The 19,975-nt window shown below is 69.9% G+C and carries 32 protein-coding genes; all 32 read left to right on the top strand.

From position 1 onward, the window contains the following. Window positions 1-85: 85 nt before the first annotated feature. The 32 genes from IF00_RS0128395 (at window position 86) to IF00_RS0128235 (ending at window position 19,966) form a co-directional block, all read left to right on the top strand. The gene (locus IF00_RS0128395; protein WP_245234657.1) at window positions 86-1,531 is read left to right on the top strand and encodes a YfjI family protein; all 1,446 of its coding nucleotides are present in this window, start codon (window positions 86-88) and stop codon (window positions 1,529-1,531) included. Between the two features lie 151 nt (window positions 1,532-1,682). Beyond that, window positions 1,683-2,207, top strand: coding sequence for a hypothetical protein (locus tag IF00_RS0128390; RefSeq protein ID WP_030322874.1), 525 nt, complete (start codon window positions 1,683-1,685; stop codon window positions 2,205-2,207). Between the two features lie 30 nt (window positions 2,208-2,237). Next, window positions 2,238-2,720 carry a single-stranded DNA-binding protein gene (locus tag IF00_RS0128385; RefSeq protein ID WP_037639217.1) on the top strand — a complete coding sequence of 161 codons (483 nt, stop codon included), beginning with the start codon at window positions 2,238-2,240 and terminating at the stop codon, window positions 2,718-2,720. Further along, on the top strand, window positions 2,720-3,196 hold the full coding sequence (locus IF00_RS42860) for an HNH endonuclease (protein WP_051820651.1): 477 nt from the start codon (window positions 2,720-2,722) through the stop codon (window positions 3,194-3,196). The genes IF00_RS0128385 and IF00_RS42860 overlap by 1 nt, the downstream gene beginning before the upstream one ends. Before the next feature lie 28 nt (window positions 3,197-3,224). Continuing rightward, window positions 3,225-3,899 carry a hypothetical protein gene (locus IF00_RS0128375; protein ID WP_030322869.1) on the top strand — a complete coding sequence of 225 codons (675 nt, stop codon included), beginning with the start codon at window positions 3,225-3,227 and terminating at the stop codon, window positions 3,897-3,899. Window positions 3,900-4,229: 330 nt separating this feature from the next. Next, complete coding sequence (locus tag IF00_RS45790; RefSeq protein ID WP_158710529.1) at window positions 4,230-4,400, top strand: hypothetical protein; 171 nt, start codon at window positions 4,230-4,232, stop codon at window positions 4,398-4,400. Beyond that, complete coding sequence (locus IF00_RS0128365; RefSeq protein WP_030322867.1) at window positions 4,393-4,677, top strand: hypothetical protein; 285 nt, start codon at window positions 4,393-4,395, stop codon at window positions 4,675-4,677. Before IF00_RS45790 ends, IF00_RS0128365 begins: the two co-directional genes overlap by 8 nt. Next, a complete protein-coding gene (locus IF00_RS44075; RefSeq protein ID WP_051820649.1) occupies window positions 4,674-5,264 on the top strand; it encodes a DUF6907 domain-containing protein in 591 nt (196 codons plus the stop codon). Before IF00_RS0128365 ends, IF00_RS44075 begins: the two co-directional genes overlap by 4 nt. Further along, on the top strand, window positions 5,261-6,151 hold the full coding sequence (locus tag IF00_RS44070; protein WP_078944878.1) for a DUF2637 domain-containing protein: 891 nt from the start codon (window positions 5,261-5,263) through the stop codon (window positions 6,149-6,151). The genes IF00_RS44075 and IF00_RS44070 overlap by 4 nt, the downstream gene beginning before the upstream one ends. A 29-nt stretch (window positions 6,152-6,180) precedes the next feature. Beyond that, window positions 6,181-6,345: a hypothetical protein gene (locus IF00_RS45785; RefSeq protein WP_158710528.1), complete on the top strand. Its 165-nt coding sequence runs from the start codon at window positions 6,181-6,183 to the stop codon at window positions 6,343-6,345. A 10-nt stretch (window positions 6,346-6,355) separates the two neighbouring features. Continuing rightward, window positions 6,356-6,655 carry a hypothetical protein gene (locus IF00_RS0128345; RefSeq protein ID WP_030322862.1) on the top strand — a complete coding sequence of 100 codons (300 nt, stop codon included), beginning with the start codon at window positions 6,356-6,358 and terminating at the stop codon, window positions 6,653-6,655. Window positions 6,656-6,657: 2 nt separating this feature from the next. Beyond that, window positions 6,658-7,269 (top strand): hypothetical protein, encoded by a 612-nt coding sequence (locus IF00_RS0128340; protein WP_030322860.1) that lies wholly within the window; start codon window positions 6,658-6,660, stop codon window positions 7,267-7,269. Between the two features lie 486 nt (window positions 7,270-7,755). After that, entirely contained in the window at window positions 7,756-8,079 is a 324-nt protein-coding gene (locus IF00_RS0128330; RefSeq protein WP_030322859.1) for a hypothetical protein, read from the top strand. A gap of 14 nt (window positions 8,080-8,093) precedes the next feature. After that, on the top strand, window positions 8,094-8,315 hold the full coding sequence (locus IF00_RS0128325) for a MerR family transcriptional regulator (protein WP_030322857.1): 222 nt from the start codon (window positions 8,094-8,096) through the stop codon (window positions 8,313-8,315). 311 nt (window positions 8,316-8,626) lie between these two features. Continuing rightward, window positions 8,627-9,097 (top strand): hypothetical protein, encoded by a 471-nt coding sequence (locus IF00_RS0128320; RefSeq protein WP_030322855.1) that lies wholly within the window; start codon window positions 8,627-8,629, stop codon window positions 9,095-9,097. A 163-nt stretch (window positions 9,098-9,260) separates the two neighbouring features. Next, window positions 9,261-9,539, top strand: a complete 279-nt coding sequence (locus tag IF00_RS0128315) for a hypothetical protein (protein WP_030322854.1) — start codon at window positions 9,261-9,263, stop codon at window positions 9,537-9,539. Next, window positions 9,526-9,882, top strand: a complete 357-nt coding sequence (locus IF00_RS47150; protein WP_245234656.1) for an HNH endonuclease signature motif containing protein — start codon at window positions 9,526-9,528, stop codon at window positions 9,880-9,882. The genes IF00_RS0128315 and IF00_RS47150 overlap by 14 nt, the downstream gene beginning before the upstream one ends. A gap of 171 nt (window positions 9,883-10,053) precedes the next feature. Next, window positions 10,054-10,533: a hypothetical protein gene (locus IF00_RS0128305; RefSeq protein ID WP_245234655.1), complete on the top strand. Its 480-nt coding sequence runs from the start codon at window positions 10,054-10,056 to the stop codon at window positions 10,531-10,533. Continuing rightward, window positions 10,517-12,151 carry a hypothetical protein gene (locus tag IF00_RS0128300; RefSeq protein ID WP_030322851.1) on the top strand — a complete coding sequence of 545 codons (1,635 nt, stop codon included), beginning with the start codon at window positions 10,517-10,519 and terminating at the stop codon, window positions 12,149-12,151. Before IF00_RS0128305 ends, IF00_RS0128300 begins: the two co-directional genes overlap by 17 nt. A gap of 10 nt (window positions 12,152-12,161) precedes the next feature. Beyond that, window positions 12,162-13,622 (top strand): phage portal protein, encoded by a 1,461-nt coding sequence (locus IF00_RS0128295; RefSeq protein WP_030322849.1) that lies wholly within the window; start codon window positions 12,162-12,164, stop codon window positions 13,620-13,622. After that, on the top strand, window positions 13,619-14,581 hold the full coding sequence (locus IF00_RS0128290) for a VG15 protein (protein WP_030322847.1): 963 nt from the start codon (window positions 13,619-13,621) through the stop codon (window positions 14,579-14,581). Before IF00_RS0128295 ends, IF00_RS0128290 begins: the two co-directional genes overlap by 4 nt. 47 nt (window positions 14,582-14,628) lie before the next feature. Next, window positions 14,629-15,360 (top strand): hypothetical protein, encoded by a 732-nt coding sequence (locus tag IF00_RS0128285; RefSeq protein ID WP_030322846.1) that lies wholly within the window; start codon window positions 14,629-14,631, stop codon window positions 15,358-15,360. Window positions 15,361-15,375: 15 nt separating this feature from the next. Beyond that, window positions 15,376-16,239 carry a phage major capsid protein gene (locus tag IF00_RS0128280; RefSeq protein ID WP_030322844.1) on the top strand — a complete coding sequence of 288 codons (864 nt, stop codon included), beginning with the start codon at window positions 15,376-15,378 and terminating at the stop codon, window positions 16,237-16,239. Between the two features lie 13 nt (window positions 16,240-16,252). Continuing rightward, window positions 16,253-16,624, top strand: a complete 372-nt coding sequence (locus IF00_RS0128275; RefSeq protein WP_030322842.1) for a hypothetical protein — start codon at window positions 16,253-16,255, stop codon at window positions 16,622-16,624. A 1-nt stretch (window position 16,625) separates the two neighbouring features. Then, the gene (locus tag IF00_RS0128270) at window positions 16,626-16,961 is read left to right on the top strand and encodes a hypothetical protein (RefSeq protein ID WP_030322840.1); all 336 of its coding nucleotides are present in this window, start codon (window positions 16,626-16,628) and stop codon (window positions 16,959-16,961) included. Between the two features lie 15 nt (window positions 16,962-16,976). Beyond that, window positions 16,977-17,573, top strand: a complete 597-nt coding sequence (locus IF00_RS0128265) for a hypothetical protein (RefSeq protein ID WP_030322836.1) — start codon at window positions 16,977-16,979, stop codon at window positions 17,571-17,573. Further along, on the top strand, window positions 17,570-17,914 hold the full coding sequence (locus IF00_RS0128260) for a phage head completion protein (protein WP_030322835.1): 345 nt from the start codon (window positions 17,570-17,572) through the stop codon (window positions 17,912-17,914). Before IF00_RS0128265 ends, IF00_RS0128260 begins: the two co-directional genes overlap by 4 nt. Window position 17,915: 1 nt before the next feature. Next, entirely contained in the window at window positions 17,916-18,326 is a 411-nt protein-coding gene (locus IF00_RS0128255) for an HK97-gp10 family putative phage morphogenesis protein (RefSeq protein WP_030322834.1), read from the top strand. Continuing rightward, a complete protein-coding gene (locus tag IF00_RS0128250; protein ID WP_030322832.1) occupies window positions 18,323-18,739 on the top strand; it encodes a DUF3168 domain-containing protein in 417 nt (138 codons plus the stop codon). The genes IF00_RS0128255 and IF00_RS0128250 overlap by 4 nt, the downstream gene beginning before the upstream one ends. Before the next feature lie 24 nt (window positions 18,740-18,763). Beyond that, window positions 18,764-19,102, top strand: coding sequence for a hypothetical protein (locus IF00_RS0128245; protein WP_030322829.1), 339 nt, complete (start codon window positions 18,764-18,766; stop codon window positions 19,100-19,102). Between the two features lies 1 nt (window position 19,103). Beyond that, the gene (locus IF00_RS0128240) at window positions 19,104-19,535 is read left to right on the top strand and encodes a phage tail tube protein (RefSeq protein ID WP_030322827.1); all 432 of its coding nucleotides are present in this window, start codon (window positions 19,104-19,106) and stop codon (window positions 19,533-19,535) included. Between the two features lie 17 nt (window positions 19,536-19,552). After that, a complete protein-coding gene (locus tag IF00_RS0128235) occupies window positions 19,553-19,966 on the top strand; it encodes a hypothetical protein (protein WP_030322826.1) in 414 nt (137 codons plus the stop codon). The last annotated feature ends 9 nt before the right edge of the window (window positions 19,967-19,975 follow it).

The following is a 19,975-nucleotide window of genomic DNA, read 5'->3' as shown; positions in this document are numbered from 1 at the left end:
CGCCAAGGGCTGGGACGAGCCCATGCCCTTGGACCCCCCGCCCGCGCCGCCACTCGACGCCACCCGGCTTCGGGGGGTGGGGCGCATGGCTCAGGCCGTGGCCGACAGCCTCCAGGTCCCCGTCGACCTTCCGGCCTGGCTCGGTATGGCCGTCGTGTCCACGGCCATCGGGGGCCGCCGCACCGTCAGTCCGAAGCCCGACTGGTCCGAGCCTGTGACCCTCTACACGATGCCCGTCGCCGCGCCGGGCGAGATGAAATCGCCGGCCCTGTCCCTCATGGCCAAGCCGATCTTCGAAGAGCAGAAGCGGCGGCGCGAGGAGGACAAGCTGGCCGTCGCCCGCGACCAGCAGGATCGGCGGATCGCCGAGGCCTGCGTGTCCGATGCCGAGTCGAAGGTCATCAAGGCCAGTGACCCGGAGAAGCGGAAGTCGATGCGTGCGCTGCTCGACGCCGCTCGCGACGACCTGGAGATGCTCGGCGAGCCGAAGGTCTTCACCCAGCTCATCGCGGACGACACCACACCGGAGGCCGCAACCGACGTGATCGCCGAGCAGGGCGAACGACTGGCCGTGCTCTCCACCGAGAGCTCGTTCCTCGGCAACGTCGGCGGCCGGTACAGCAAGAACGCCAACCCGGAAATCGTGCTCAAGGCGTGGAGTCACGAGCCGCACGCGGTGAACAGAAAGAGTGGCCGACCCCTTCTCCTCGAGCGTCCGAACCTCTCACTGGGCCTTGCCGTGCAGCCGGGCTTCCTGACCGGCATGGGCGAGACTGGCGATGTCTTCGAGGCCCGCGGCCTCATGGCCCGTTTCGTGTTCTCCATGCCCGCCAGCCGTGTCGGTGAACGGGTGTACGACACGGACCCGATCCCCGCATCCACCAGCCAGGCGTGGGGCGATCAGGTCAAGGCGATGATGGCAGCGATCTGGGATGACGAGGAGTGTCGCGAGCTGCAGCTCGATGCCCTGGCGAAGGCGTCGTTCCGCGCGTTCTGGGAGGCGCTCGAGCCGAGGCACAAGGCCCACGGCGACCTGGCCTCGATCGAGGGCTGGGCGAAGAAGCTGCCCGGCCAGGTCCTGCGCATCGCTGCCGTGCTGACGCTGCTCGACAACCCCTCCGCAGATGTCGTGCCGGTCGACGTGATGGACGATGCCGTCTCTCTCGTCCCCTACCTGATCGCTCATGCCCGCCTGGTGTCTGACCTCATGTCAGCCGAGCGGCAATCGAAGCTCGGCCCCGCCCGCGCGGTCCTCGACTGGCTGCGACGGAAGGGGGCCGAGGGCAGGTTCTCCGCCGGCGAGGTCGAGAAGGGCGTTCGAGGCCAGGCCTGGTGCACGGACATGGCCGACGTGGACGACGCCATCGACGTGCTGCTGCGCGGCGGCTGGCTGCGGCAGATCGACCCGCCCGAGCGGAAAGAGGGGCAGCGAGGTCGACCGCAGAAGCCACGGTTCGTGGCACATCCGGACGTTCAGGGCGTGGAGTCGAGGGTTATCTCCATTAATTCCATGCCTCGGGGTGCCGCCTGAAGGGTCCTGGATTACTTCCAGGATCCCCCGTAAGCCCATTTTCAACTAACTCTAACTCTCTGTAACCAGAAGAGTCACCGGGGGTCAGCTTTCGCACCGGCAGCCCCTACCTTGCACGTCCCAACTGCATGGAATTAATGGAGGAAAGCCCGTGACCACCACCGACGACATCGCCCGCGCACACGGCCACACCGGCCCCACCAACTGCCAGGACTGCGGCACCACCGAGAACGTCCACTTCGGCAGCTACTGGAACCCGGAGACGAAGGAGGCCGGCAACTTCCTCCAGTGCTGCGCCTGCGGCATCAAGGCCGGCGACCACCTCATCGACCACGCCGACTGCGGCGCGGCCATCACCCAGTACGTGCTCAACCGGCACACCGACAGCTACAGCGAACGCGCCTACGCGCGCGTCCACGCCGCAGCCGTCGAGTCCTACGGGCGCGGAAACCACGACGCCCACCACCTGGAACTCGACGGGCAGGCGGCGCACGAACACGCCCTGTCCGCCGTCCTCGACTCGGTGGGCCGGTCCTACGCCGCCGCAGCCATCGACAAGGTCGCGGACTTCCTCGTCGACAAGGTCGACGAGGAGACCTACCTCGCCCTCGGGCAGCTCGCTTCCTCCCTCGACCTGTACGTCGTCGAGGACCTCAACGGCGCCAACGGCGCCTGACCATCCAAGACACCGAAAAGGAGAAACCCCATGGCCGGAGAGACCACGATCACGATCGTCGGCAACCTCGTCGACGACCCCGAGCTCCGCTTCACCCCCGCCGGCGTCGCCGTCGCCAAGTTCCGCATCGCGTCCACCCCGCGGACCCTCAACAAGACCACGAACGAGTGGGAGGACGGCGAAGGCCTGTTCCTCACCTGCTCGGTCTGGCGCCAGGCCGCCGAGAACGTCGCTGAGTCCCTCAGCAAGGGCATGCGGGTCATCGTCCAGGGCCGCCTCAAGCAGCGGTCCTACGAGGACCGCGAGCAGGTGAAGCGGACCGTGTACGAGATCGACGTCGAGGAGGTCGGCCCGTCCCTTCTCCGCGCGACCGCGAAGGTCACGAAGAACCCGGCCGGAGGCCAGCAGGGAGGGCAGCAGGCCTCCGGCGGCTGGGGTGGCGCCCAGCCCGCCCAGCAGGCGCCCGCCAACGGGGGTTGGGGCGCGCAGCAGCAGGACAAGGCCCCCTTCTGATGCGTGCCTACGTCGAGGTCCCCGCTGCGAACAGCGGGGACCTGACCCTCGTCCTGCTGGATGTCGAGGACTATGAGCGCCTCGGTCCTCGCCTGCTCAGCATCGGTAGCCACGGCTACGCGCAAATGTGGAACGGCCGGACAGTCGTCCTGGTCCACCGATGGCTCATGGATGTCCCGGACGGCACCGGGTACCGCCTGATCGTCGACCACATCAACCGCAACCGGCTCGACTGCCGGCGCGAGAATCTCCGCCTGGTCTCTCCCAGCCAGTCCAACCTCAACAGGACTGTTGCGGCGCGAGAGCTCCCTCTCGGCGTCTACCTCACCCGGACCCAGCGCTACGCAGCTCGCCTGAAGCGCAACCGCGTGAACATGCACCTCGGCACCTTCGATACTCCAGAGCAGGCGGCTGCGGCGGTCGAGGCAGCCCGCGTGACCCTCGACGCGCCGCCGGACGTTTCGGCCGCCGCTTGAACAGGAGAACTCCGTGAACGTCTGCCAGTTGTGTGAGGCACGAGAGACCGACGCCTACCTCTGCACCGGCTGCACGCGCGCCCTCGCCAAGCAGCTGCTCCGCATGCCCTCCCTGTACCGCGCCCTCGCCGCGTTCCTGCCGCCCGCCGCCCGGGGCAGCCAGCACGGCGGCCACGCGCAGGCTGTGGATGGCGCTCTGCCCGTAGACGAACACGTCCTCGACCTGCGGGGGCCGGGCGGCATGGTCGCCACCTTGGAGTCGTGGCGCGAGGCCCTGCACGACGCTCGCCGCTGGCCAACCCCCACCCTCGGCGTCAGCATTCCCAACCGCGTCGGATCCGCGGCGGCCGCGCTGCACCACTCCCTCGACTGGATCGTCCAGCACTGGCCCGCCGCCGGCGACCTCGCACGCGAGATCCGCGACCTGCACGGCGCGGCCGCGAGTGTCGTGCACCCGCGGCTGGCCGAGGAGCGCGGCACCCGGCTCGGTAAGTGCCCGGCCATCGATCCGTCGGGGGCGGTCTGCGGGGCGATCCTGCGGCACTACCCCGGGGAGCGTGCGGTGACGTGCCGATGGTGCGGCTGCGCGTTCGAGCCGCACGAGTGGGAGGCGCTGCGGAAGTGGATCGACCTCGATCAGGCGGGAGCCGGGACTACTTCTCCGGCGCAGGACGCACAGGAAGCTCATCCGTCTCATGCGTGAGCCAGCGCAGAAAGTCACGGATGGCGGCGCCGCGTCCACGCGCACCTACAGCCCTGCCGGCCTTCTCCCAGAGGTCTCGATCTACCCGGATCGTCTGGCGGGGCGTCTTCTCCACGTTCGGCATCAGCTCTCCACTCTCGTCATGACACCTTCGAGGTTATCCCTTGCGGTGTCATGACACCAGAGCTACGGTAGGTGTCATGACACCAAGCCGTCAGGCCTGGCGCCACAACTGAATACGGCCCCGCCGAGGTGCTGAAGACACCACGGCGAGGCCTGACCGAAGCCCGGAAGACCGGGCGTACTCCCTGCGTACACAAGGAGTCGGCTATGGCCGATCTTGCCATGCCCGCTGCCCAGCCCGGCAGCCAGCCCACCAGGCGCCTCGTCGCCGTCGGCACCACCCGCCACCACGGCGGCCGCACGATCACCGTGCGAGCCACCGAGGCCGGCGCCACCGGAACGATCAGCACCCGGACCGCCGAGGTGCACCGTGGCTGACCTCACCGCACAGACGTCGACCCGCGAGCTCCGCACCCGCTCCGGCCTCACCTGGATCGCCCAACGGCTCGCCGGCTTCCGGCCCGACGACCCCATGACGGACAACGCCCGCGAGCAGGCAGCCCGCCGCTACGCCCTCGACACCTACCGCGACGACCAGGTCGCGAGCAGGGTCATGTGGGACCTTCGCGACGCGCTTCCGCCCATCCGCAGCACCGACACCCGCGCCGAGTACGCCGCCCGTGTCCACCTCATCGTCCAGGAGGTCGCCCAGTGAGCGACCGTGACCCCCTGGAAGGAATCCCCGAGGCGCTGCTGGACTGGCACAAGGGTGCCCTTGAGGGTGACCTGGCCGTGTGCGCCGCCCCGCAGCCGGGCGTGGACGGCTTCCCGTGCATCCACAACCGGGCGTACCACGACCAGCACCGGGACGTACTGGGCCGCACGTGGCCGTTCGACGCCGAGGAGCCGTTGCGCGTGGCCCACCGGGTGCCGGTCATCGACGGCACGGTGACCCTGAGCACGAGCGACCACGGACCCGTGACCACTCAGGAACCCGGCTGGTGCCTCGGCCACTCGGCCCGCGCCCCGGGCTACCGCATCGACCTCACCCACACCGGCCCCGAGCACACCTTCGCCTTCGCGGGCGACACCCTGCTCGTCGCCATGCTCAGCCAGGACCCCTTCGTCACCGACCCCGAGCGGCGCCGGACCCGCCTCTACATCGAGCAGACCGGCTACTCCGCCACCCTCGACCCCGCCGGGGTTCGCCAGCTCGCAGCTGCGCTCACTGTGCACGCCATGCACCTGCGCACCCTCGCCGACCAACTCGCCACCCTTCGAGCCGAGGAGGGCGAGCAGTGAAGCATGACCCCTCGCGGGCCCTGGCGGTCGCCGCCGGCCTCGTCATCATCGCCCTGACCGGCGCCGCGTTCTGGCTGTCCTACGCCCACCTCGCCGAGGTCGCCCTCGCGCACGGGCTCGGGCAGGCCACCGAGCGCGCGTGGGCGTGGCCGGCCACCCTGGACCTGTTCATCGTGGCGGGCGAACTCCTCATGCTGCGGGCCGCGCTCAAGCGGCAGGTCGACGGCTGGGCCATCGCCCTCACCGCGGTCGGGTCGGTCGGCTCCATCGTCCTGAACGTCGCGGGGGTCACCGGCAACCGGGACCCGGGCACGGTTCCGGTCCTCGACTACGTGGTGGCCGCGGTTCCACCCACGGCCGCCCTCCTTGCGTTCGGTGCCCTCATGCGGCAGATCCACCAAGCCCTCGCCGAGCGGGAGACAGGTGCGTCAAATGACGCACCTGCCACGTCCGAGGTCCGGCCGGAACCGGCGCCGGAACCGATCAAAGCCGAGGCGGAACCGGCCCCCGCCGCCGTGGTTCCGGAGCTGCTGCCGAACGTCCCCGCACTGCCCATCCTCGGGCCGTGGATGCCCGTGGCGGAACTCCTCGCGGAACCGACCGGAACCAGCCCTGACCTGCATGTTTCGCGGCGCCGCGAAGGCGCTCAGGAGCACCCGGAACCGTTCGACACGATCCCGGTTCCGCCGGTTCCGCCCGCCAGTTCCGGTGCGGCTGACATCGAGTCTGAGGACACCGGCAACACCACCTTCGCCCGGCAGGTCGCGAACGCCCGGAACTGGCTCGCCGACGAGCCGGAACTGACCGGAACCGCGATCGGCCAGCGCCTCGGCAAGTCCGACGCCTACGGCCGACGGGTGCGCCGAGCCGCCCTCTCCGCCACCTGATTCCCGCCTCGCACCTCGCGGAGAACCCAGTGATCACCTTCCACGCCCTCGGCTACTACGGCCTCTACGGAATCCCCCTCGGCCTCCTCGCCTGCCGCCTCGCCCCCGCCGGATCGACCGCGCGCCGTATCACCGCGCGCATCACCCTCGCCGCCCTCCTGCTCATCGCCGCGACCGTCGCGCTCTCCTACTGAGGACCCCACCGTGAAGAACACCCTCATCGCCGCCATCGACACCGCCAGCATCCACGGCATGGCCGCCCCCGCCGCCGTCAACGGACAGGGCGGATCCGTCCCCGTCTCCGTCCTCCTGGTCCTCGCCCTCAGCGGCATCGCCTGGTGGATGTTCAAGCACGGCGACAAGACCAAGAAGCTCCACCTCGCCCCCGGCTTCGTCTGCCTCGGCCTCGGCCTGTCCCTCTCCGGCACCCAGCTCGGCGCACAGGTCGGCCTCCTCTTCGGGAGCATCGCGCAGATGGTCGCCAACCTCGCGGGCACCGTCTGACCGTGGGCGCCGACCCCGAGGCCGACACCCTCGAGCTGCCGCCCGTACCCCGATGGGGGCGCGGGCGGCCCCGCATCGCCGTCCACCGCATCCACCCCCGCCGCATCGCCGCCGGCCACCGCGAGCTCCTCGCCCGCACACGCGCCTGGCCCCTCACCGGACGGATCGGCGGCGCCGCATTCGGCGGCCTCATGGCCTGGCGCACCGCCCACGACCAACCGCGGCTCCTCGCCATCACCGCCGGCGCCTACGCCTTCGCGGCCTGGCGTGCCGGACGGCCCGTACCGCCCACCGAGGAAGAGCTCCAGCGGCGCTTCCTCCTCGGCGTCCAGGAACTCATCGGCGACCGCCCAGGCATCCACCTGCGCGAGCTGTACGCCGCTTTCCAAGCCCGGCCCGCCTCCGCACACCTGGACGACGCCCGCCTCCGCGCGCTCGTCATCCACTGCCAGATCCCCATCCACAAGAGCCTGCGCATCGGCGACCAGACCGGCCGCAGCGGCATCAAGGCCGCCGACATCGAGGCACTCCTCTCCCCCACACCCGTAGACCCCCCTGTCGAGCCTGTAGACGCAGGTCAGTCCGCCCCAGAAGCGGCTGTAGACCCCGCGTAGAGCAGGCCGTAGACCACCCAGGAGGCCCCCATGCGGCGCCACATCTATGCCCTCTTCCACGCCCTGCAGAGGTACGAGCAGCAGCCGCTGTACTACTGCGTCAGCTGCGGCGGCTACTACCCCATCGGGCACTTCTGCCAGTGATCCTGCCCACATGCTGCTAAATCACAGGAAAAGGGACGTAACATCGTTCGGGTACGAGGCTTCGCCAGCGAAGCCTCCACAACTGAATAAGGAAGCCAAGATGAAGCAGCACCCCGCCGACCAGGCGCCCCCCTGCCCCGACTGCGACACCCCACGGAAGTGGGTTCGCGTGCTCGGCCGCCGCAACTTTGGCGGACGCCAGCACACCGGATGGTCCCCTGGCCCGTGCAAGAACCCGAAGTGCGTGATGTACGGGCGCTAGACCAGACCCGGCTTACCCAGCCAGATAGCAGCCGCGCGCGCAGACTAGGCAACCCAACGTCCACCATCGGAAGATGAGGCATGCAGCCCGTCCTCCGAATTACCGGCCTCGCCGCGGGAGCACTATTGCTCGCCGGTGGGGCCTTTCTCTTCGGCCGCAGCACAGCGCCCGCAAGCGGAAGCGTCAACGCTGACTGTCAGGACCCGAAGCAAGCCCTCTCCCGCGCCATCGACGACGCCAAGACAGCCGTCGACGATTCGGTGGCGCAAGAGCACGGCCAGCGCGCAGTGACAGTGATCCTGCAAAACCCGTCCTGCTTCGACGCCGACACTCGTGCCACCGCGCAGGAGATCCGTGACTCTCAAGGGCAGGACCCCATCACCAGGTTCTTGCAACAACCTTGAGCCACACTGGCCACATGGAGTACCTGCAGCCGCCCGCCGGCACCCTCACCACCTCCCTCGCCGCCCTCGCCGCCGGAGTCCAGCCCGCCACCATCCGCGACTGGGTAAGGCGCGGCATCCTCACCCGCTGCGGCGGCACCCCCAAGCGGCCCGTCTACCGCATCAACGACGTGGACACCGCCCGCTCAGCCTCCAAGCCGTACAGCGGCAACCGACCTAAGGCCAATGCCGCTTGACGTGCGCGAACACGTAGGCCACGATTTGCGAGTACAGGCATGCCCAAAAGCAGGCAGTACCCCAGACCGCTTCGGCTCGTAGCCGAAGCATTGGAGGTCCGGAGCCCAGCCGTGAATCGTGGCGCCGGCCAGGACAGGCCTCATGCACAACGGCCGCGAGATCCCTAGCAGCGATTTCGATCGCATGCGCTTCACGGAGCAGCTGGGGCCCTCGTTCCGGACATCAAGGCCCGCCACGGCGCGGGCCTTCGCCATGTCACAAGGCGGTCACTCGCATCCACAGCCTGTGCACAATCCGCCAAGCTGACCCGATGCGCAGTCTCACCACCGCGGCCCTAGCCGCCACCCTGCTCCTCGGACTCACCGCCTGCGGCACAGCCGACAACCCGCCCTCGACCCCCTCAGACAAGGGCGGCGTCGAGGCGTCGACCGCCCCACCGTCCGCGAAAGCCCCCGCCAGGACCGTGAGCCCGGAAGACCTCGCGAAAGCCCGAGAAGCCGCCGGCCTCCCGCCCGAGCCCACCGCCAAGGCCCGACAGGCCTACCTCGGCGCGCTCAACGCCATCGACCCGCGCATCATCAAGCCCGGCAAGGAAGACCAAGCCGTCAGCCGCGGCAGCAACCAGTGCCGCAGCATCAAGGACTCCAAGGACGACGCCAAGCTCGCGCAGACCGCGTTGGAGCGGTTCACCGTCGACACCCGACTTCCCGAGATCGCCACCCCCGAGACCGGCCGGAAGATCAACGAGGCCGTGCACACACACCTCTGTCCCAACTTCTGAGCCATCCATAGACCGGCCCGTCCGCGATCAACCCCCGACGCGGACGGGCCTTCGCGTACCCCTGCCGCCCGGCGATGGATCGAGGAGATCTCCCGCACGGGCGCAACCACGGTCGTGCGGCGCGCGCAGCGTCCGGGCGGCAGGACAACACAAGGAGGCCACCATGGCCGTCCCCTACCCGGACCGCGAACGCGCTCTGCGGCACCTGCACCGCACGCGTGCGGTGTACCTGTACGGACGCTTCCCGCAGCGGTACGTCCTCGGCATGCCCTGCTGCGACCGAGGGTTCCTCATGCAGGGCAAGGAGCACGACAGCGAGTGCCTGGCGAACGTGGAACGGCTGCAGGGCACCGTTGTGCAGATGCTCGGCAGAATCCAACTGGCAGCCGACGGACACGGCTTCCCCAAGACGTTCTCGTTCCCGGCACATGCCCGCACGTAGGGCTCTGCAGGTGTGCCCCACCCCCGGGTGCCCGAACCTCACCCCCCAGGGTCGATGCCCCACCTGCTCAACGCAGGCCCGGGCAGACCGTCCCACCTCGCACTCACGGGGCTACGACAGGCGATGGCTCAGGAACAGCGCCGACTACCTCGAAGACCATCCGTACTGCGAGTGCGACGACTGTGCCGTCCTGCTACCCCTGCAGCGCGACCTGGCGACCGAGGTCGACCACATCGACGGCCTCGGCCCCCTCGGCCCCCGCGGCTACGACCCGGCCAACTGGCAGGCCATGAGCAAGCGGCACCACAGCCGCAAGACCGCCCGCGACACCTTCGGTCACTGAACCCGACCGTCACGCTCCGCCACCACCCCCAGGGGGGTGACCCCGGCCAGCCTGGGGGCGGAGAGCGCGGGGGAGGGCGCCAGGAGGTCAGCCGGGTTCAGAGGGTTCCGGCCGTCACGCAAGGTGACGGCTCTCAATGCTGCGCAACGCAGCGACGAGGAGTGATCGACTATGCCCCGTGGAGGAGCGCGCGCGGTCTCCGGGCCGCCGCCGGACCCGAGGTCTCTGCGCAGCACGAAGGCCACCGACAAGGGCGGCTGGCGGACGCTGCCCGCCGAAGGCCGGCCGGGCGAGGCGCCCGAGTGGCCGCTCACGACGCCCGCTGACCGCGAGCTGGACCTGTGGGAAGACCTGTGGGCCAAGCCCCAGGCCGTGGTCTGGGAGGACATGGGTCAGGAGCTGGAGGTCGCGCTGTTCGTGCGGACGCTGGCCGAGGCGGAGCGCCCGGACGCCCGGGTGGACGTGAAGAAGATGGTGCGGTCCTACCTCGACAGCCTCGGGCTGAGCGTGGCGGGCATGAACAGGAACCGGTGGAAGATCGCCCCGCCTCTGGAGGACGAGCCCGTCGAGGCCCCGACGCTTCAGGCGCCGGTTCGGCGGCCGTCGGCGCGTGACCGGCTGAAGGTCGTACCCAGTGGCGAAGGCAGCTGACGCCGCCGCCGAGTTCGTCGTCGACTTCCCCACCCTGTGGATCGTCCCGGACTGGATTGAGGAGCATTGCCCCGTACCGGACGGCTTCCGCGCGGGTGAGCGGATGGAGCTGTACCCGTGGCAGCTGTGGTGCACGGTCAACCACTACCGGGTTCGCCCGGGGGCGACCGTCGGCCAGCTGGCGCCCGCCTTCCAGTACCGGCGCTCGCAGGTCGTGGCGCCGCAGAAGACCGGCAAGGGCCCGTGGTCCGCCACGATCGTCCTGGCCGAGGCCGCCGGGCCCGTGGTCTTCGACGGGTGGGCCAAGGGCGGCGAGCGGTACCGGTGTTCGGACCATGGCTGCGGCTGCGGCTGGTGGTACGACTATCAGCCGGGCGAGCCGATGGGCACGCCGTGGCCGACGCCGTTGATCCAGCTCACCGCGACGTCGGAGGATCAGGTTGCGAACGTCTACCGGCCGCTCCGCTCGATGGTGAAGCGCGGCCCGCTCGCCGAGATGATGGTGGCGGGCGAGGAGTTCACGCGGGTCGGCGACGACGGACGCATCGACGTCGTCACCTCGAGCGCTCTGTCCCGCCTCGGCAACCCGATCATCTTCGCCCTCCAGGACGAGACCGGCCTGTACAACGCGGCGAACAAGCTGCGGCGCGTGGCGGAGACGCAGCGCCGTGGTACGGCCGGCATGGGCGGCCGGTCGATGGAGACGACGAACGGGTGGGATCCGTCGGAGAGCAGCGTGGCGCAGACGACGTCCGAGGCGAAGGCCAGGGACATCTTCCGCTACCACCCGCAGGCGCCGAAGTCCCTGTCCTACGGGGACAAGCGGCAGCGCCGGAAGATCCACACGATCGTCTACGCGGGCTCGGCGCACGTCGACCTCGACGCCATCGAGGCCGAGGCCGCCGAGATCATGGAGAAGGACCCGGCGCAGGCCGAGCGGTTCTTCGGCAACCGGTGCGTGGCCGGCGCCGCGTCCTGGCTCGACGGCGCGAAGTGGGCGGTGAAGGCCAAGCCGCGGCGCGTCCGGCCGATGACCCGGGTCGTGCTCGGGTTCGACGGCTCCGACATGGACGACTGGACCGCGATCCGGGCCGAGACGATGGACGGCTACCAGTTCACCCCGGTGTACGGGGCGGACGACGAGCCGACGATCTGGAACCCGGCCGACTACGGCGGGCAGGTCCCCCGGGCTGAGGTCCGGGCCGCGATGGACCAGCTGATGAACCGGTACGACGTGGTGCGGCTGTACGCGGACCCGCCGTACTGGGACACCGAGGTCGACGAGTGGGTCGACAAGTTCGGCGAGGAGCGCGTCATCCGCTGGTACACCCGGCGCATCGTGCAGATGCACTCGGCGGCCGAGCGGCTGAGGACGGACGTCGTGAAGCGCAACAGCGACGGGGCCTCGTTCACGCACGACGGGTGCCCCATCGTCGAGTCGCACATCGCCAACACCCGCGCGGCGACCAGGCCGGCCGACCGGTACGTCCTGCGCAAGGCGTCCCCGACCCAGAAGATCGACGCCAGCGTGGCCAGCATCCTCGCTCACGAGGCGCTGGGTGACGTCATCGCCGCCGGCCTGGCCGAGCGGGTGCAGTCCTACTACTACGGCGGATGAGGAGGGCCCGATGGCTACGGAGGGACAGGCTCTCCAGCTGGTCGCGCTGCTGGAGAACGAACTGATCCGGCGGCGCGGCAAGATCGACGTGAGTACCGACTACTACCGGGGCAAGCACCGGCTGAAGTTCGCGAGCGAGGAGTTCGCGAAGTTCCACGGCAACCGCTACCGGGATTTCTCCGACAACTGGACGCAGGTGGTCGCCGACTCGCCCGTCGAGCGGCTGACCGTGACCGGGTTTCTCGCCTCCGGGGAGACATCTGCGGACAAGGATCTGTGGGAGGTGTGGCAGGTCAACGGCCTGGACTCCGACTCGCAGCTCGGGTTCCTCGGCGCGGTCACCGGCGCCCGCTGCTTCGTGCTGGTGTGGGGTGACCCCGACGACCCGGACATGCCGGTCGTCACGTTTGAGGACGCCTCGCAGTCCATCGTGGCCTACGAGCCCGGCTCGCGGACCCGCCGGCGGGCCGCACTGAAGCGGTGGCAGGACGGCAACGAGGACTACGCCACCCTTTACACGGCCACCGAGGTGTGGAAGTTCTGCCGCCCGCTGGCACAGCAGGACAAGTCGCCGCAGATGGCGGACGTGGACGAGGCGCTGAAGGGCTGGCAGCCGCGGGACATGGGCGACGAGCCGAACCCGCAGCCCAACCCGATGGGCCTCGTGCCCATGGTGGAGCTGCCGAACAAGCCGATGCTGGTTGACGAGCCGATGTCCGACGTGCAGGGCGTGATCGCGATGCAGGACGCGATCAACCTGCTGTGGGCACAGCTTTTCACCGCGGCGGACTACGCCAGCTTCCCGCAGCGCGTCATTCTCGGCGCCGAACCGCCGACGATTCCGAAGCTCAACGCGGCGGGCGAGGTCGTGGGCAAGCAGCTGGTCGACATCCAGAAGTTCGCCGTGGACCGCGTGATGATGTTCTCCGGCAAGGACACGAAGATCGCCGAGTGGCAGGCCGCCAACTTGTCGATGTACACCAGCATCATCGAGGTCGCCGTCGGCCACCTCGCCGCCCAGACCCGCACCCCGCAGCATTACCTGATCGGGAAGATGGCCAACCTCAGCGCGGATGCTCTGCTTGCCGCGGAGACCGGGCTGGTGCAGCGGGTCGACGAGAAGAAGTTGTGGTTCGGCCAGGGCCTGCGCGAGGTCGCCCGCCTGATCGCCCTGGCCAAGGGCGACGAGGCCAAGGCGCGCGCGCTGCGCTCGGGCCGCGTGCTGTGGGCGGACTCGGAATCCCGCTCGCACGCGCAGATGGCCGACGCGCTGCTGAAACTCAAGCAGTTGGGCTTCCCCTTCGAGTGGCTGGCGCTGCGGTACGGGCTCACCCCGACCGAGGTCGGCGACGTCCTGGCGATGAAGGAGGCCGAGCTGAAGATGGACCCGGTCAACGAGCTCAGTCGCCAGCTGATCGGCACCAGCGAGCCGGCCGACCCGGTCGAGGAGGAACCGGAGGCCGCGGCATGAGCCCGTCGCCGGAGGCCGTCGCCCACCAGGAGGCCCGCGAACGGATCTCCGAGGCGGCAGCCAGGGCGTCCCGGACTCTGTGGCGGCAGGTCGACCCCGACGCCATCCGCCCGTCGTGGCTCGCGATCCTGGCCCGCGTGCTCGTGATCGTCTCCAGCGGCCAGCTCGCCACCGCACGCGCGACCGACCCGTGGCTTCTCGCCCTGCTCGCCCCGACTGGCGAGGACGACGCGGACGGCGAGCTCGTACCGGAGATGTTCGTGGGCGTGACCGGCGCCGGCGTCCCGCTCGCGCAGGCTCTCCTCGCCCCGATGTGGACGACGCTCACCGCGCTGGGCCGCGGAGTCCCCGTCGCTCACGCGATGGCCCGGGGCGAAGCGCTGCTCGACGTCGTCACGCGCACGGTCATCGCGGACGCGGGCAGGTCGGCGGACTCCGTCGGCATGGTCGCGCGCCCGGCCGTCACCTCCTACATCCGGGTCGTCGAGGGCGGCGCCTGCAACCGGTGCATCGTCCTGGCCGGCCGCGAGTACGGCGTCAGCAAGGCGTTCGCCCGGCACCCGAAGTGTCACTGCGGCATGGAACCCGTGACCCGCGAGCACAAGCCGACACCGGTCGACCCGAAAGACCTCTACGCCAGCATGTCGGCAGCCGAGCGGAAGAGCGCGTTCGGCGAGGCCGCGGTCAAGGCCATCGACGAGGGCGCCGACATCGCCCAGGTCGTCAACGCGAGACGCGGCATGTCCTCGGCCGTGGTCTACGGGCAGAAGATCCTCAAGACCACCGAGGGCGTCACCCGCCGAGGCATCGCCGGGCAGCGGCTGAAGCGCTTCGAAGGGGCCGGGGCCCGCGCACAGAGCAGCCGCCCGCGACTCATGCCGGAGGAGATCTACAAGCAGGCCGACGGTGACCGCGACCACGCGGTCCGCCTGCTGAAGTTCCACGGCTACATCGTCTGACCCGCCCGCGCGCAACGCCCGGGCCTATACCCGCAACGGGAGACCCCATGGACCGCAATACCCTGCCCCGCCATGCCCGCGCGCACGCGCCCGGTTGGGCCCGCCCCTACGGCACCGGCCCCTTCTCGCCGTTCTTCTACGCCAGCGGCGACGAGGAGGACGGTACCGACGACGGCCCCGGCAACGAGGACGGGGACGAGGACCCCGGCGACGAGGGCGAGGGCGGGGACGAGCAGGACGGCGACGAGCAGGACCCGGACGGCTCCGACGCGCTCGGCGACCGGGGCAAGCGCGCTCTGGCCTCGATGAAGGGCAAGTGGCGGGCGGAGCGGGACCGGGCCAGGGAGCTCGAGCAGCGCCTGGCCGAGAAGGACAACGTCGACGAGGCGGAGAAGACCCGTCGCGCGGCTGAGACCGCCGCCCTGTCGAAGGCCAACACCCGGATCCTGCGGGCCGAGGTGAAGGCCGCGGCGGCGGGGAAGCTCGCCGATCCGGCCGACGCCTACAAATTCCTCGACCTCGAGACCTTCGAGGTCGACGACGACGGCAACGTCGACAGCGACGAGATCGCCGAGGCGATCGACGAGCTGATCAAGACCAAGCCCTACCTGGCAGCCGCAACGGCGAAGAGGTTCCAGGGCACCGGCGACGGCGGAGCGGCGCGCAAGGCGGCCCGGCCGAAGCAGCTCACCCGGCAAGACCTCAAGTCCATGACCCCCGAGGCGATCGACAAGGCCCGCATCGACGGCCGGCTCGACGACCTCATGGGCGGCCAGTAACCAGGAGGAACCACCATGTCCGTGCGGAACTTCGTTCCCGAGATCTGGAGCAGCAAGCTCCTCGTCTCCACCCGCAAGGCCCTCGTCTACGCCGCGCCCGGCGTCGTGAACCGCGACTACGAGGGCGAGATCTCGGAGGCGGGCGACACCGTCCGCATCACCTCCGTGTCCCGGCCGGCCATCGGCACCTACGTGCCCGGCTCGACGGTCATCACCCCGGAGAAGCTGACCACCGGCCAGCGGACCCTCGTCGTCGACCAGTCGAAGTACTGGGCGTTCAGCGTCGACGACGTCGACAAGCGGCAGGCGAAGTCGAACCTCGTGCCCACCGCGATGAGCGAGGCCGCCTACGGCCTGGCCGACGTGATGGACCAGTACGTCGCCGGTCTCTACACGCAGATCGCCGCGGCGAACTTCCTCAACGTGGTCGGCTCGCCGATCGACACCTACACCACGCCGACCGACTTCTACAACAAGATCCTCGTGCCGCTGCGGACCAAGCTGACCAAGGCCGACGTGCCCAAGGCCGGCCGGTACGTCATCGTCCCGCCCGAGGCCTACGCCTCCCTGCTCCTGGACGACCGGTTCATCAAGGCCGACAACGCGGGCACGGACGCGGGCCTGCGCAACGGCTTCGTCGGCCGGGCCGCCGGGTTCGACATCTACGAGTCGAACAACTGCCCCGTCCCCACCGGCGACACCACCGTCGTCCAGGCCGGTGTGAAGGAGGCCATCACCTTCGCCGAGCAGCTGAACAAGACCGAGGCCTACCGCCCCGAGTCCAGCTTCTCCGACGCGGTCAAGGGCCTGGCCCTGTACGGCGCGAAGGTCATCCGGCCCGACCACCTGGCCGCAGCTTTCATCAACCCCGCCGCCTGATCGGAGAGCTGACATGGCGACCACCCAGCTGACCTACACCAACCTCCCGCCCAACAGCGGTGTGGTGAACCCGACCGGCACGACCCTCGTGGCCGCGCCGACCAACGACATGCAGCTCGCGAACGCGTTCCCCGAGCTGACCGTCCTGCGCGTCACGAACACCGACGACGACACCGCGCTCACCATCACGGTCAAGGCCGGTGACAACCCGCCGGCCGTCGCGGCCGGGCAGGGCGACCTCGCCGTGTCCGTGGCGTTCGGCACCACGCACTACATCGGCCCGTTCGAGTCCGGCCGGTTCGTCCAGTCCGACGGCTCGCTGATGATCACGTCGTCCACGACGACCGGGACCATCGCGGCCCTGCGCGTGCCGAGGAACACCTGACATGGCCGAGACCATCCACGTGCGCGGGGAGGGCGGGGCCATCTTCGCGATGGACCTGCCCCTGCCCGAAGGCATCCAGGAGCGCTACGACAGCGGCCTGCTCCAGCGCGTCCACCCCGACGGCGCCCCCTGGCACGGGGCGCCCGCCCTCCAGCCGCCGGGCCCGGACACGGACGACGAGCAGGGCGAGAGCGCCCCGTCCGCGCCAGACTCCGGGCGCCCCGGCGTCAACGCGTCGAAGGCAGAGTGGATCGCCTACGTCGTCAAGAGCGGCCGCATGTCGGCCGAGGACGCGGCGAACTTCACCAAGGCCGACCTCATCGACCTGATGAGCTGAGAGAGGGAGGCCACCGTGGCACTCGACCCGCTCGCTACGGCGGCCGACCTGACCGCCCGCGGAATGACCATCAACCCCGGCGAGGAGACGATCGTCGACACCTACCTCGACGTCGCCTCGACGGCGGTCCGCGAGGCGGCCGGAACCCCCATCTCCCAGGTCACGTCCACGGTGACGGTCGAGGGCGAGCCCGGGCCGTGGCTGACACTGCCCGGGCAGCCCGTCACCGCCGTCGCCACCGTCCTCCTGGACGGCGTGACGGTCACCGACTGGCAGCTCGTCTCCGGGCGCCTGTGGCGCGCGTGCGGCTGGACGTCGGGATGCGGGCCCTCCCTCGTCGACGTCACCCAGACGCACGGCCTGGACTCCGTCCCGGCGGACATCGTCGACCTCGTCTGCCGCATGACCGCGGGCGCCCTCAAGGCACAGCGTGCCGAGGAGGACGGCAGCGGCCTGGCCGCCGACAAGGTCATCACCTCCGAGCGGCTCGGCGACTACGCCGTCACCTACGCCAGCGACGGCCGGATCACCGAGATGGACCTCCCGCAGTACTGGCGCGAACGGCTCGAGGCCCGCTTCGGCGGCGGCGCGCACGCGCTGAAGTCGCGGTGAGCGTCGGCCAGTACCTGACCCGGCGCCTGGAAGTCTGGCGCACGGTCACCGTCGACGACGGGGCCGGCGGACAGGAGACCACCCGCGTCCTGCAGAGCACCGTGCGGGCGAAGGTCGACCAGCCCTCCGCCACCGAGCGGCTCGTCGCCGCCCAGGCCGGGTCGAGGCACTCCCACGACATCTGGCTCCTGCCCAGCGCGGACGTCCACCGCGGCGACGAACTCCAGGGCACCGACACCCTCGGGCAGGCGCAGCGCTTCCGCGTCCTGTCCGTCGTCCAGGCATCCCGGCCGGTCTACTCCAAGGTCTTCGCCGAGCTCCTCCAGGAAGAGGGCGCCTGACATGGCCCGCCCACGACGCAACCGCGGCGGGAACGTGCGCAGGCAGGGCCCGCTGACGATCGAGATCGAGGGCCTGGAGGGGCTCACCGACCGGATCGAGGACCTCCCCGCCGAGGTCCGCCAGGCGCTCTTCAAGGCTCTGCGGGAGGCGTCCGAGGCCGTCATCGCCGAGGTGAAGGGCAAGGTCAAGGTCGACTCCCGCAACCTGCAGGGCTCCGTGAAAGCCCGCTACGAGAACAACAAGCTGCGGGCCGAGATCGGCTGGTGGGACGCCGACGACACGTACTCCATCTACCAGGAGTTCGGCACGAAGCGGATGCCCCCGAACCCGACGCTCGGGCCCGCCCTGGAGCAGGAGCGCACCCGCATCAACGACCGGGTCAAGACCGAGGTGAGGAAGGTGCTGCCGTGACGTCGCCCCTGCCGTTCCTCGTCGTGCAGACCGCGCTCTACAACCGGCTCAAGAACGACGCCACCCTCACCAGTCTGGCGACCGGGGTGTACGACTTCGTGCCCGAGACCGCGGTCTACCCGTACATCCACCTCGGCGAGGCCATCGACACCCCCGACAACAGCCACGACCGGTACGGCGGGCAGACCGTGGCCACGCTCCACGTGTGGGACCAGTACAAGGGCTTCAAGCGGGTGCTGCAGATCGGCTCCCGCGTCCAGGCGCTGCTCGACCACCAGCCGCTCACCATCACCGGCCTCGCCCACGTGGCGACCCGGTATGAGTTCGGCCAGCCGCTCACCGACCCCGAGCCCCCGGGCGACATCCGGCACCTCGTACTGCGCTACCGGATCGTCACCGAACAGACCCCCTGACCCGTCCGCAGACAGGAGCCCTTCATGGCCGCCCTGACCGCCACATCCGTCACCAGCGCCGCGGGTGTCGCCGACCTCGCCGCCACCGCAGTCGCCGCGGCCGGCGGCGGCGACACCGCGCCCTGCGGCCCCGGGTACGTGCTCGTCGTCATCAACGGCGACGCCAGCCCGCACACCGCCACCATCGCCACCCCGGGCACGAAGAACGGGCACGCCGTCGCCGACGGCACGCTCACCGTCGCGGCCGGCGACACCGGGCTCATCGCGCTCGGCAACGACTACCGCGGCGCCAACGACCGGGCCGCGATCACCTACAACGGCGTCACCTCGGTGACCGTCGCCGTCATCAAGATCGGAGCCTGACATGGCAGGTAAGGACGCATTCGGCACACAGTTCCTCCGGGACACCACCGGCTCGGGCTCGTTCGCCGTGATCGCGAACGTCACCGACATCAGCGGCCCGTCCCGCTCCCGCGAGGCGATCGAGGTCACCGCCCACGACTCCCCGGACAAGTACCGCGAGTTCATCAAGGGCCTGAAGGACGGCGGCGAGGTCGAGATCACCCTCAACTACGACCCGACCGCCGCCACCCACGCCGCGCTCGACGGCGACTTCGAGGAGGACGACCTGCGCGATTACCAGGTCGTCATCCTGCCGAACACCGCCGACGAGCACACCTGGGAGTTCTCCGGGCTCATCACCGACATGGGCGACGAGTATCCGACCGAGGACAAGATGGAGCGATCGGTCACCTTCAAGATCAGCGGCAAGCCCACCCTCACCCCGACCGGCTGACAGGAGACCGACGCACCATGGCATCGCTGAAGGACCAGATCCGCGCCGCACAGGACATCAAGCGGCAGGACGACGTGCAGATCCCCGAGTGGTCGCCCGACGCCCGCTTCCAGGTGCGTGGCCTGCCGTCCGGGGACTGGGAGGCATACCAGAACTCCCTCGCCAAGATGACCCGCCGGGACTCCGCCGACGGCATCGAGATGAGCGTCCGCTCCCGCAAGGCCGAGATCGTCGCCAAGGCCCTGTACGACCAGGAGACCGAAGAGCTCGTCTTCACCGACCTGCGCGAGGGCATCTCCATCCTCAGCAAGCGGTCGGCCGGCATCATCAACGGCCTCTTCGACCTGGTCCGCCACCTGTCGGACGACGACAAGGACTTCACCCAGAAGGTGAAGGAGGCGGAGGCGGGTTTCGGCGACGGCCAGAGCTGAGGCTGCTCT

It is taken from the genome of Streptomyces flavochromogenes (assembly GCF_000717595.1).
In the GTDB taxonomy this organism is placed as follows: Bacteria; Actinomycetota; Actinomycetes; order Streptomycetales; family Streptomycetaceae; genus Streptomyces; species Streptomyces flavochromogenes.
Note: the sequence above shows the minus strand (reverse complement) of the source record. Positions and strands in the feature narration are given on the sequence as shown.